Below are 13,139 nucleotides of genomic sequence, written 5' to 3' on the forward strand. Positions count from 1 at the left end.
ATTCAGCTTGCCAGCCACACTTTCTCAGCAGCGCGATTGCCGCTCAGCGGGAAGCCGGGGATCGCCTTCAGCCCCTTGACGCGGGTGCTGCACGCATCCAGCGCATCGGCATACAACGGAATGATCTCGCTGCCTTTATCCACCAACATCCGTTGAATATCGTGGTAAATCTGACGGCGTTTATCTTCATTCGCTTCGCCGCGCGCAGACTGCACCAGTTGGTCAAACGCGGGTTCATGCCAGAAAGACTCATTCCACGGCGCTTTGCTGGTAAAGACCAGCGACAACAGCGCATCGGCGGTCGGACGCATCGACCAGTTGGAAGACACAAAGGTTTTCTTCATCCAGACATTATCCCAGAAGGCATCGTCCGGCACGCGCTCCACCGTCAGCGGAATACCGGCGCGTTGCGCGGATGCCTGATAGAGTTGACCGGCATCCACCGCGCCGGGAAAACCGGCATCGGCGACGGACAACACCAGCGGGCCGCTGAATCCGGCTTTCTGCCAGTGATATTTGGCCTTCTCCGGATCATAAGGACGTTGTGGAATGTCTTTGGCGAAATAGCGGTTCGACGGGAAAATGGGGTTATCGTTGCCTACGCTGGCGTAACCGCCCAGCACGGTATCAATAATCTGCTGGCGATCGATGGCATATTTCAATGCCAGACGGCCATCCAGCGAATTAAACGGCGCTACGTTGCCCAGGCCGGGGAAAGTAAAGATCTGGCTGTCACGCGAACGCAACAGTTGCAGATTCGGCATTTTTTCAATGCGGCCCACAATACGCGGATTCACGCGGTTGATGATATGCGCGGAACCGCTGACCAGCGCGGCCACGCGCGCGGTTGAATCATTCATCGCCAGCGTTTCCACCGAATCGACGTGGCCGCGAGCGCTGTTCCAGTGATTAGGATTACGTTTCACCAGCGTGCGCACCCCTGGCTGGAAGCTTTCCAGAATAAAGGCCCCGGTGCCGATGCCTTTATCAAAGGATTCGTTTTCCGGCGTGATGGCGAAATGCACATCGCTCAATAACGCAATAAATTCGACATTCGGCTCGTTAAGACGAAGGGTCACTTCATGGGTTCCGGTGGCTTCCAGCAACGTGACCGGGTCCAGATAACCTTTCACCGATGAACTGGACTGTTCTCCCCGATGATGGTTGAGCGAGTAAACCACATCTTTCGCCGTCAACGGACGCCCATCGTGGAACTGTACACCGGAACGGATTTTCAACACCCAGACACGACCGCCTTCCGCGCTGCTCCAGGATTCGGCCAGCGAGGGGATAAGTTCGCCGTTTTCATCCAGTTCCACCAGATTATTGAACAACTGGGAACCGACAAAATACATATAAGTTTCAAACCAGAACGCGGGGTCGAGACGGTCGGTGCTGGAGGCGTTGTCCACGCCCACAATCAGATGTCCGCCTTTTTTCGACGTTTCATCGGCTTGTACGCCCAACGGCCAGCCGGCAGTCGCGGCGGCAACGGAAATCGCGCAGGCGCCTTTAATAAAATGACGGCGATTCATGATGTTATATTTCCTTCGTTATTCCATCTTCATAAGGTGGTCTGGTTATTGTGATGCGCGAAAATAAACTGACAGCGTCTCTCTTTACGCCTGATTACCAAACGATCGCGCCAAATACGCAATATGTTCCGGGCCAATGCCGCAACAACCGCCCACCATTGTCGCGCCCTGCGCCACCCACTCTTCAGCCAGTTTCAGATAACCAGCCGGATGCGTATCGGTTCTCAGGCGGCTCAACCCTTCGTTCGCGCCGCGCCGATTATCTTCCGGTTCAAAGGCATTGGCGTACACGCCAATACGCATGGCGGATTGCTGCGGTTGGAGAACGGATTTGGCCTGCTTCACCGCGGGCGCCATCACTTCAGGGCGGCTACAGTTGAACAATAGGCTACTGGCTCCAAGCCGGATCGCGCTTTGTGCGGCGGCGGCGACCGTTTCGCCGGATCGCAAACGCGCCAGCCCCTGTTGATCGGTTTCATCTTGCAGCGTGAAGGATAACCACAGTTCACGCGTGTCGTCAGCCAGCAGTTCGCGCACCAGCGCGACTTCAGCCAGCGAACCCTGCGTTTCCGCCAGCCACACATCCAGATAGGGACTGAGCGCGTCGATCAACACACGCAGGATCGGCGCCGCCGCGTCGGGTTTGAACAAATCGGGACGGTAGGAACCCAGCGCCGGCGGCAGCGAACCCGCCACTCGCACCGGGGCGCCTGCGGCGTCCGCGGCTTCACGCGCCAGTTTACCGGCCAGTTCAGCCAGTTCAGCCAGTTCCCGACCGCGTGCGGAGAACACATCCTCGCCAATATGAAAAGGCACGACCGCATAGCTGTTGGTGGTGATGACCTGCGCGCCCGCCGCAATAAAGCTGTCATGCACCTGACGGACATGCTGCGGCGACGTCATCAGCGCCAATGCCGACCACTCAGGCTGACGAAACGGCGCCCCGATACGCGCCAGTTCACGCCCCATTCCCCCATCCAGAATCAGAACGTTTTCCGCCATCGTCATCACCTTAACTAAATAGAAAAGAAAGCACACATTACTGAAAACACATCTGGATGTCTAGATGCCTTGATAGCTAAATAGCGATAACCTTATGCCGTGCCGTGCGCATCGGGCCTTCACAGCGAACCCCGCTTGATTGGTTGTATTTTGTTCAAGCACGAATTCTCTCCTATAAGCTATTTTCTTTGCTCTACATCAACAAAATGGTGATATGCCTGCACCGAATTCAATATATAGTGTCTATCCTATAAACATTACCCATATATAGTGTTTATCCACAATATCATCCACAGCCGCGGCAGCCCTTGCGCGTTGCGGTTTTCGCCTGTGGATAACCTTGCAAGAGGAACAAAACGTGAAACCAGTAGTGATTAAACGGGACGGTTGTCAGGTGCCTTTTGATGAAGTTCGCATCAAAGAGGCCGTCGAACGCGCGGCGCAGGCGGCGGGCGTTAATGACGCGGATTACTGCGCAACCGTGGCCTGTGCGGTCGCTCAACAGATGCAGGATAAAGCGCGCGTCGATATTCACGACATTCAGAACGCCGTCGAAAACCTGCTGATGTCCGGTAACTATAAGCAGTTGGCGCGTACCTATATCGAGTATCGCCATGATCGTGATGTGGCACGCGAGCGGCAGGGGCGTCTCAATCAGGAAATCCGGGGGCTGGTTGAGCAAAGCAATATGGCGCTGCTCAACGAAAACGCCAACAAAGACAGTAAAGTGATCCCGACGCAACGCGATCTGCTGGCGGGGATTGTCGCCAAACATTACGCCAAACAGTACATTCTGCCGCGTGACGTCGTGCTGGCCCATGAACGCGGCGAAATTCACTACCACGATCTCGATTACTCGCCCTTCTTCCCAATGTTCAACTGCATGCTGATCGATCTGAACGGCATGTTGACCAAGGGATTCAAAATGGGGAATGCGGAAATCGAACCGCCGAAATCGATTTCAACGGCCACCGCGGTGACCGCGCAAATCATCGCGCAGGTCGCCAGCCATATTTACGGCGGCACCACCATCAACCGCATTGACGAAATTCTGGCGCCATTCGTCACCGCCAGTCATGCCAAACATAAAGCCATCGCCGACGAATGGCAGATCCCCGATGCCGACCATTATGCCCGTAGCCGCACGGAAAAAGAGTGCTATGACGCTTTCCAGTCGCTGGAATATGAAGTCAATACGCTGCATACCGCCAACGGTCAGACGCCATTCGTTACTTTTGGTTTTGGGCTTGGCACCCGTTGGGAATCGCGTCTGATTCAGCAATCCATTTTGCGTAACCGCATTGCCGGGCTGGGCAAAAACCACAAAACCGCAGTGTTCCCCAAACTGGTGTTTGCCATCCGCGACGGCCTGAACCACAAAGCGGGCGATCCGAATTACGATATCAAACAACTGGCGCTGGAATGCGCTAGTAAACGCATGTACCCCGATATCCTGAACTACGATCAGGTGGTTAGCGTCACCGGTTCATTTAAAACTCCGATGGGTTGCCGCAGTTTCCTGGGCGTCTATGAAGAGAACGGCGAGCAAATTCACGATGGCCGCAACAATCTGGGCGTGATCAGCCTCAATCTGCCGCGTATCGCGCTGGAAGCCGACGGGGATGAAGCGCGCTTCTGGACGCTGCTCGACCAACGTCTGGCGCTGTCGAAAAAAGCGCTGATGACGCGTATCGCCAGACCGGAGAGCGTGAAAGCGCGTGTCGCGCCGATTCTGTATATGGAAGGCGCCTGTGGCGTGCGCTTAAAAGCAGACGACAACGTGGCGGAGATCTTCAAGCATGGGCGCGCGTCCATTTCGCTCGGCTACATTGGCCTGCACGAAACCATCAACGCGCTGTTCGGCAATGAGGTTCATGTATTCGACAGTGAAACACGGCGTGAAAAAGCCGTGGCGATCGTCGCGCGTTTAAAAGCCGCCACCGATCAGTGGAAAGCGGAAACCGGTTATGGTTTCAGCCTGTACAGCACGCCAAGCGAAAACCTGTGCGACCGTTTCTGCCGTCTGGATACCGCCGAATTCGGCGTCGTACCGGGCGTCACCGACAAAGGTTACTATACCAACAGTTTCCATCTGGACGTGGAGAAAAAGGTCAATCCCTACCAGAAGATCGATTTTGAAGCGCCCTACCCGCCGCTGGCGAATGGCGGGTTCATTTGCTACGGCGAATACCCGAACCTGCAACATAACCTGCAAGCGCTGGAAGACGTCTGGGATTACAGCTACACTCGCGTCCCCTACTACGGCACCAACACGCCGATAGACGAATGCTACGAATGCGGCTTCACCGGCGAATTCGAGTGCACCAGCAAGGGCTTCACCTGCCCGAAATGCGGTAATCATGACTCATCCCGCGTTTCCGTCACGCGTCGTGTTTGCGGTTATCTGGGCAGCCCGGACGCCCGCCCCTTCAACGCCGGTAAGCAGGAAGAAGTGAAACGCCGTATCAAACACCTGGGCAACGGCCAGTTGGGTTGATTATTTCAGGCCGCAAGGAACGCGGCCTCCTTTTCAATAGACGGCTTTACACACATGAATTATCACCAGTATTACCCGGTTGATGTGGTCAACGGCCCCGGCACGCGCTGCACCCTGTTTGTCGCCGGATGTGTGCACCAATGCGCGGGGTGCTACAACAAGAGCACCTGGCGGATTAACTCCGGCCAGCCCTTTACCCAGGCGATGCAGGATCGGATTATTACCGATCTACAGGATACGGTGATCCCCCGGCAGGGCATTTCCCTGTCCGGCGGCGATCCGCTCCACCCGCAAAATATTTCTGAGATTCTGCGGCTGGTGAAACGGATACGGGCGGAATGTCCGGGTAAGGATATCTGGCTGTGGACGGGCTATGTGCTGGCGGAACTCACCGCGGAACAGCAACAGGTGGTGGATCGGATTAACGTACTGGTTGACGGCAAATTTGTGCAGGAACTGAAAGATCCGTCGTTAATCTGGCGCGGCAGCAGCAATCAGGTCATTCATTACCTGCGCTGATACCGCTTTCTGTCGCCATACCGGATGCCAGAGAAAGCGGTTGTCAAAATAATGTCGCTAATGCAGCGATTTCTGCTTACCCAGACTTCTCAATTGGTCGGATTCCAATACCGTGACGCGCGCTTTCGGTTCAGGAGAAAATGCCTGATTCAATAGCGCCTGGGCCACGGTTTTTCCGTCGATGGCGCGCCATTTGGCCGGAAACAGTCGGAACAGCGGCGCGGCGAAGCTTTCCAACGGACGATGCGTTTCCCTTTCTCCCACCAGCAGCGCGGGTTGCGCCAACGTCAGGTGTTGCCAGCCTTGTTGCCGTAAGGATTTCTCCGTTTCACCCTTCACTCTGGAGTAGAAGAACGGTGACGCCGTATTCGCGCTGAGCGCGCTGACAACCAGCAGATGTTTCGCTCCCAATGCCAGCGCAGCCTTTGCGCTGTCCACCACCAACGTGTAATCCACATCACGGAAGGCCTGCTTGCTTCCTGCCGTTTTGAGCGTGGAACCCAGGCAGCAAAACGCGATATCTATGGGAGAAGTCAACTGGGAAAGCGCCACGTAAAGATCGGCGTTATGCGGATTCACCAACTTTTCAGCCGGAGGCAGTGGTTTGCGTGTGGGTGCATAAATCGTTTCAACCCGATGATTTTCTTTTAAAAGTTTCAGAAGTTCACGTCCTACCAGCCCCGTCGCTCCAAATAGCAATACCCGGCTCATTACATACTCCTCTGGTTATCTCTTTTTTAATATCAGGCGTCATGTTCAGTCCGTTGCCAATGGCTTTTCTTGCCAAAACCCAGGGTGTTATCCGTCATTTTCAGTTCGGTTAATTGTAAGCGCCACACTGGAGCCTGTGCGCCGCGGGCCACCGGTAAGCGCGCATGATAACGCGCCCTCGCCTGCTGTTCCTCCTCTCCCTGCAACAACTCGGCCCGCGCCCGAAACTGTACGCCTTTAATCAGCATGATGCTTTTCGGCTGGCCGCTGACCGTCCCGGCGACCCAAGGCTGCCGGCGCATCAGTTCACCATGACGGGTGTGCAACTCCGTCATCAGGTAAAAAGCCACCCGTTGTTCATCGTAAGTATAGAAGCAACTCGCACACCATAAATCCGAATTATCGCCAACACAGACGCTCAGTACGTGCAGCTTTTTCAGATAACGGGAGATAGCACCAAGCGTGTTTTCGTTCTCCATCGGTTCTCCTGGGTAATGGCATAAAAACGGCGGCGCTCGTTAAATGCATCACAGATCATTCAACGCGGCCAACGCCATCAGACTGGTTTTTTACCGCGGTTAACAGGATTAGACCGGCCTGATTTTTTATCCGTTTTGCGGTTTTTCATCGCCGAAGAACCGCCGGATACGACTTTTTTACCTGCCGGTTGCGGCGTTACGACCGGCGCGGCAAAACGCGTCAACGCGGGGCAGCTGGATGACCTGCCCCTGGCGCCTGAACCCGCGCGTTCTCCCGGTTTTTCCGCCGGAACCAGACAATCAGGCCGGTTGCCAATCAGCCGTTGCATGCCCATTGCGCTCAGCGCATCGCGGATCAACGGCCAGTTGGCCGGATCATGGTAGCGGAGCAGCGCTTTATGCAGCCGGCGCTGACGCTCACCGCGCGGCACCACCACATCCTCGCTCTGGTAGTCCACTTTGCCGAGCGGGTTCTTGCCGCTGTAATACATCGTAGTGGCATTCGCCAATGGAGAAGGATAAAAGTTTTGCACCTGATCCAGCCGGAAACGGTTTTCTTTCAACCACAGCGCCAGATTGACCATATCTTCATCACGGGTTCCCGGATGCGCGGAGATAAAATAGGGGATCAGATACTGCTGTTTTCCCGCCTGTTTTGAATAGCTGTCAAAAAGCTGTTTGAAACGATGATAGCTTCCCATGCCGGGCTTCATCATTTTTGACAGCGGCCCGGTTTCCGTATGTTCCGGCGCAATTTTCAGATATCCCCCCACATGATGCTCCGCCAGTTCTTTGATATAGCGCGGATCTTCCACCGCCAGATCGTAACGGACGCCGGAAGCGATAAGGATTTTCCTGATCCCTTTCAGGCTGCGGGTACGCCGATACAATTTGATGGTCGGCTCATGGTTGGTATCCATGTGAGAACAGATTTCAGGGTAGACACAGGAGGCCCGGCGGCAGCTTTGTTCGGCACGCGGGGACTGACAACGCAACATATACATATTCGCCGTCGGGCCGCCTAAATCGGAGATAACGCCGGTGAATCCCGGCACATGATCGCGGATCGCCTCGATCTCTTTGACAATCGATGCTTCCGATCGACTCTGGATGATCCGTCCCTCGTGCTCGGTGATCGAACAAAACGAACAGCCGCCATAGCACCCGCGCATGATGTTGATTGAAAAGCGGATCATGTCGTAAGCGGGGATGACCGCATTGCCGTAAGAAGGATGCGGAACCCGCTGAAACGGCAGCGCAAACACCGCATCCATCTCTTCGGTTGAGAGCGGGATCGCCGGAGGATTAATCCAGACGTAACGGTCGCCATGCTTTTGCATCAAGGCTCTGGCGCACCCCGGATTGGTTTCGTGATGCAATATCCGCGACGCATGAGCGTACATCACTTTGTCGCCCTTCACTTTCTCGAAAGAGGGCAACAGCACATAGGTTTTTTCCCACGGCTTAGGTCGCGGCGCCCGCACGGTGATCGGCTGAGCGGCATCCGGCGCAGGCCGTTCCCCGTCGGCGCAGGGTAAATCTTCGCCGTAAGGATTGATGATAGGTTCAATGCGACCGGGCTTATCCAGCCGGGTCGAATCAACGCCGGCCCAACCAACCAACGCCGTTTTACGCATCACGGCGGTGTTGCGCACATCATGGATATCGCATATCGCTTCACCCGCCGCCAACCGGTGCGCCACTTCCACCAACGGACGTTCACCGTTTCCATAAACCAGCATATCCGCCTTGGCATCCACGAGTACTGAACGCCGCACGGTATCAGACCAATAATCGTAATGTGCGATACGCCGCAGACTGGCTTCGATGCCGCCCAGGATCACCGGAACCTCGCGGTAGGCTTCTTTACAACGCTGGCTATACACCAACGTTGCCCGATCGGGCCGCTTTCCGCCCACATTGCCCGGCGTATAGGCATCGTCATGACGTAATTTGCGATCAGCCGTGTAACGGTTGATCATCGAATCCATATTTCCGGCAGTCACGCCGAAAAACAGATTGGGCTTACCAAGCCGCATAAAATCGTTTTTCGACGTCCAGTCAGGCTGCGCGATAATCCCGACACGAAATCCCTGCGCTTCCAGCATCCGTCCGATAATCGCCATCCCAAAACTCGGATGATCAACATAGGCATCGCCGGTCACCACGATCACATCGCAACTATCCCAGCCCAGCTGATCCATCTCTTCACGCGACATGGGGAAAAACGGCGCAGTAGCGTAACACGCGGCCCAGTAACGCGGGTAAGAGAACAAGGTTCGTTCGGGCTGGATCAAGCTGATTGGCATAGAAATTCTTCGTTATCAGAAAATGGGTTGCGTATACATCTGGTCAACATTTGATAGTTTATTAATCAGAAAGCAAGGGGCAAGGATTATACGCGGACAACCATAACACTGCTGACAAGAGTGGTTCAGATATGCGGTGGATCAAGATTTTCCGTCAGACACGCCGCTTAGGTGTAGAGAATCCCGCTGCATGGTTTATCCCCGCGGACGCGGGGAACACGTTCGGATAAACTGGACATTATCCATTGTCAGCGGTTTATCCCCGCGGACGCGGGGAACACACGATTAACACCACGGGATTAGCGGGGTATTTCGGTTTATCCCCGCGGACGCGGGGAACACGCTAAAAATAGATTATTGTTTTATAAAACGTTTTTCATAATGATAAAATCCACCAAATTTTCCTGATTATTAAAGAACGCTAACTTATTGATTATCAACAGGTGAAAAAGACACCAACCGCAATCCTTCCAAATCCACCGGCATACGGCGATTTTCTCCCCAGGTTTGAAACTCAAACCCGGATTCGGTATTGGTTGCCCACGCCATCACGACATTACCTTGTTCGGCGAGTTCAATAATCTGCTGCCAGATCATTTCTCTCACCCGCTGCGACGTATCACCGACATAAACACCCGCTCGTACCTCCAGCAGCCAAATAGCCAAACGTCCACGCAAGCGCGGCGGAACATTTTCCGTCACCACCATCAGCATGCTCATTCAGCTATTCCCCTGATGCCCGCTGTCGCCAAACGGTTTTGGCTCCGGGATAGCTGGCGGCTGTGCATCATTCGGCGGCAACGGCGGTGTGATGCCCCCAGCCATGAGGATCTCTTCAATCAACGGGATCAGTTTACCAAGCGTTTTCTGGCTGCGAAAAATATTGCGACAGGCGAGACGGACTTCACGATCAGGTTCGGCAGGATTGCGTGCGGCGATCTCAAAAGCTTTGGGAACCACGCCGTCAAACTTGATGATATCGGCAATGTCATACACGAAAGAAAGTGGCTTGCCGCTGTGGACAAATCCGATAACCGCTGTTGCGCAGCTCGCTGCCCAACCAGTCGGCATCAGCCTGCGGTTGCCATTCCGGGGCGAAAACATGGAGTTTGGCGGCAGGACGTTCATCAATCGACGGCTGTTTATCCGTTGCCGTTTTCCGCCGCCCATCACGGCAGCGAATGTGCCGCTGCAACCGTCCGGCCCGTTGGATCAGCAAATCAACCGGCGCCAGATCGCTGATCATGTTATCCACATCGATATCCAGCGATTGTTCGACCACCTGCGTGGCAATCAATACTTTGCCTGCACGCTGTATCGGCGTACTGTCTTTACCAAACCAGCTTAATGCTTGTTCTTCCACCGCCATGCGATCGCAGAAGGCGAAGCGGCTGTGGAACAACAGCATATCGTCCGCTGGCACGCCTTCCGCCACAAGCTGACGATAGAGAGTAATCGCGTCATCCACCGTGTTTCTGATCCAGCAGACCGACTGACCGAGCGCCACCGCCGCTTTGATCACCTCAATCCCTTGCTCTCTAAGCTTCAGCCAGCCGATGTTCACTTCCCGTTTCACTTCCGTGCGGGTTGCCAACGCGGTTTCCTGCAATCCTTCTCGGTTAGCCTGCGTCAGCCACGGATAGCACGCGTCGGGATCGGGTTGCCATGATCCCGCTTCACATCCGATGCCAAGCAGGAAAGCCTGCGTTAGCCTGTCACGCAAACTCAGCGATAAGGTCGCGCTCAGGATGATCACACTTCCGCCATGTCGGGCATGGAAACCAATCAGATGCTCAATAAGCTTGCTCATATAGGCATCACAGGCGTGGACCTCATCCAGAATGAGGATCTTGTTCTGTAGCCCCAACACGCGCAGCGACTGGTGGCGGAACGGCATCACCGCCATCAGCGCCTGATCGAGCGTGCCTACCCCGACATCCGCCAGCAGCGCTTTTTTCCGTGAATCAGCAAACCAGATGTTGCAATCTTCACCGGCGGCGCGTTCTTCTTTGTCGTACTGCGCCTGCCCCTGGCTTTCACCGTCCCACAGCGATTGCGTAAAGGCAGGCGACATAAATGCCGCTGCCTTTCTGCCGCGCCATCAGGCGATGCGCCAGGACCATTGCGGCTTCGGTTTTTCCCGCGCCAGTCACATCTTCCAGAATAAAAAGTTGTGGCCTCTCTGCGGAAATAGCCACCTCCAGCGCCTGCTGTTGTAGCGGCGTCGGCTGCTGAATGAATGGAAATAACTGCTGGATATGTTGAAAAGCAGACGGAGAAGGCGTGCGCGGTAAACGTGATACCACTTTTGCCGCCGTGGGCAACGCATAATGTTGCCAATAATCGCTCAGCGGCATCGGATCGCTGCGATAGTGAAAATCCTGTTGACGTGATCCCAGCCAGTCAGCAAGCACTGTCAGCCCGGCAAGCGCCCAGCTTTGTTGCTTAAACGTCGCCAGCCAAACCTTATCAGAGGACAGAGAGGGGAGAGTGGATGAAAAGGGAAATAAATTTGTTAAATCACAAAGATATTCACTCACGGCCAGATAATCATCCAGGTGGAAAGCAAATTTTCCTTTAACGCCGCTCTCCGGCGGCTTGCCGTGATGTCCGGTCACGATGTTCAGCCAGATATCCAGCGTTTTTTTCTGGTAACGAGAAATCTCACCAAAAGGAAAAATCCGTGGGTTATCATCCCGGTTTTGCCAAAGCCAAAATCCTAATGAATCATGTCGAGCGGAATCAGCCTGACCCGCATTTTGCACCAAGGGGGAATCGGGATTGCTGTATTTCTGTTGAAAACCGCGGGCAAATTTTCCGATATCATGCCACGCCAGAAAATAGGCGAACCACTGTGCGCCTGTTTCATCCGTCAATTTCAGTTCAGCGAATAAATTATTGGCCTGAAAATAATTATTTTTTACTAACCAATAACCACAGGCAGCTACATCAAGGCAATGATAAGGCAATAAATGATAATCATCCCCTGTCGCCATCTCAGCGGATTTACCGGCTTTACCCCAATAACGAAAATAACGCTGACTGGCCGCTTCTTGATTCGTCATTTATATTTATGCCCTGAATAATTAATTCAAATTCCCGTTTATCATGCCACGGAATAATCGCTTTACCACGCATCTACACATTATTTCCCGCCAGCGCCATCAGGTTTTCCTGTTCAGCATGATTTTTATCACTTTTATCTTTTTTCTTTTCCACATAAGTGAGTTTTTCCTGCCGCGGTTTTTCGGGTTTTAACGGATTTGACTGACCGATAAATATGCCGCCTTTTTCGATGGATAACTCATCTGAAAAGATATCGCCGATGACGACGCCCTGCGCCTGAATTGCCACTACGCCGGCGGAAATTCGGCCTTCGACATGGCCATTGATAATAATCTGCTGTGATGTCATTTCGCCTTTTACCTGGCCGCCATGCTCCACTTTGATGGCATTATCACATTGCACATCGCCTTCAATGCGACCTTCCACGGTAATATCGCCATCCACCACCAGTTTCCCCGTCATCTGCGCGCCCTGAGAGATAAACGTATCCTTCTTGACGCGCACAGGGCTTACTGAATTAACCAACTCCGTCGGGTTGTTTATTTCACTATTCTCTTGCGGCGCATCTACGGCCTTTTTGCTTTTATCAAATGAAAACATCCAATGACTCCTTTTAAGGTTATAAAGAAATACCATCAGCACACCTATACCGGCGCCCAGAATAACGGCCAGTATTTGCCTGTAAGCCAGAATGGGTAAATCCAGGTGGATATCGATAAACCAGAGAACGACCAGTAATGCCCATACCGTCCACAGGCCCCATAGCAGATTGTAATTATGCACGGTCATTATACCGCCCGGACAGCGGCCTCAGAGGGGTTCTTCCCAGACGGCACTGCGGGGCGATAATACGGATAGGTTGCGGAGGTTCGCTGATAATGCTGAATGCATTCCGAACCCGGCAAGAAGTGGTTTGGTTCATATCTCGCTCTTCTCCTTTGCGCCATAAATCCTGTCACAGGTCGCGCTATACAGCGCTGCTTTATTAGGTATCGGATAAAACGTTTTTTTATTTAGCCTG

At 53.8% G+C, this 13,139-nt stretch carries 9 protein-coding genes and 2 pseudogenes; 2 read left to right on the plus strand and 9 right to left on the minus strand.

The annotated features are described in order from the left end of the window. Window positions 1-2: 2 nt before the first annotated feature. Window positions 3-1,535, minus strand: coding sequence for an ABC transporter substrate-binding protein (locus tag DES54_RS03935; protein WP_113865311.1), 1,533 nt, complete (start codon window positions 1,533-1,535; stop codon window positions 3-5). Window positions 1,536-1,619: 84 nt separating this feature from the next. Beyond that, complete coding sequence (locus tag DES54_RS03940; protein ID WP_113865312.1) at window positions 1,620-2,537, minus strand: homocysteine S-methyltransferase family protein; 918 nt, start codon at window positions 2,535-2,537, stop codon at window positions 1,620-1,622. Window positions 2,538-2,895: 358 nt separating this feature from the next. Here DES54_RS03940 and nrdD point away from each other — a divergent pair, with 358 nt between their 5' ends. Together nrdD and nrdG are read left to right on the plus strand one after the other, a co-directional pair. Beyond that, window positions 2,896-5,034 carry an anaerobic ribonucleoside-triphosphate reductase gene (gene nrdD / locus DES54_RS03945; protein ID WP_113865313.1) on the plus strand — a complete coding sequence of 713 codons (2,139 nt, stop codon included), beginning with the start codon at window positions 2,896-2,898 and terminating at the stop codon, window positions 5,032-5,034. 54 nt (window positions 5,035-5,088) lie between these two features. Continuing rightward, a complete protein-coding gene (nrdG, locus tag DES54_RS03950) occupies window positions 5,089-5,553 on the plus strand; it encodes an anaerobic ribonucleoside-triphosphate reductase-activating protein (RefSeq protein ID WP_113865314.1) in 465 nt (154 codons plus the stop codon). Between the two features lie 57 nt (window positions 5,554-5,610). Here nrdG and DES54_RS03955 read toward each other — a convergent pair whose 3' ends face one another. From DES54_RS03955 to DES54_RS03985, 7 genes and pseudogenes are all read right to left on the minus strand, one after another. Next, window positions 5,611-6,264: an NAD(P)H-binding protein gene (locus DES54_RS03955; protein WP_113865315.1), complete on the minus strand. Its 654-nt coding sequence runs from the start codon at window positions 6,262-6,264 to the stop codon at window positions 5,611-5,613. 32 nt (window positions 6,265-6,296) lie between these two features. Continuing rightward, on the minus strand, window positions 6,297-6,743 hold the full coding sequence (locus tag DES54_RS03960) for a YhbP family protein (RefSeq protein WP_113865316.1): 447 nt from the start codon (window positions 6,741-6,743) through the stop codon (window positions 6,297-6,299). A 77-nt stretch (window positions 6,744-6,820) separates the two neighbouring features. Then, window positions 6,821-9,052 (minus strand): YgiQ family radical SAM protein, encoded by a 2,232-nt coding sequence (locus tag DES54_RS03965; protein ID WP_113865317.1) that lies wholly within the window; start codon window positions 9,050-9,052, stop codon window positions 6,821-6,823. A 426-nt stretch (window positions 9,053-9,478) separates the two neighbouring features. Continuing rightward, entirely contained in the window at window positions 9,479-9,772 is a 294-nt protein-coding gene (cas2e, locus tag DES54_RS03970; protein ID WP_113865318.1) for a type I-E CRISPR-associated endoribonuclease Cas2e, read from the minus strand. After that, window positions 9,773-10,108 (minus strand): annotated as a pseudogene (locus tag DES54_RS03975) (type I-E CRISPR-associated endonuclease Cas1e); the annotation flags it as partial. Then, a pseudogene (gene cas3 / locus DES54_RS19345) lies at window positions 10,083-12,117 on the minus strand (CRISPR-associated helicase Cas3'); the annotation flags it as partial. The pseudogenes DES54_RS03975 and cas3, both read right to left, overlap by 26 nt. Window positions 12,118-12,190: 73 nt before the next feature. Then, window positions 12,191-12,907 carry a bactofilin family protein gene (locus DES54_RS03985; protein WP_240634930.1) on the minus strand — a complete coding sequence of 239 codons (717 nt, stop codon included), beginning with the start codon at window positions 12,905-12,907 and terminating at the stop codon, window positions 12,191-12,193. Between the last annotated feature and the right edge of the window lie 232 nt (window positions 12,908-13,139).

This window comes from Brenneria salicis ATCC 15712 = DSM 30166, from assembly GCF_003315515.1.
Taxonomy (GTDB): Bacteria; Pseudomonadota; Gammaproteobacteria; order Enterobacterales; family Enterobacteriaceae; genus Brenneria; species Brenneria salicis.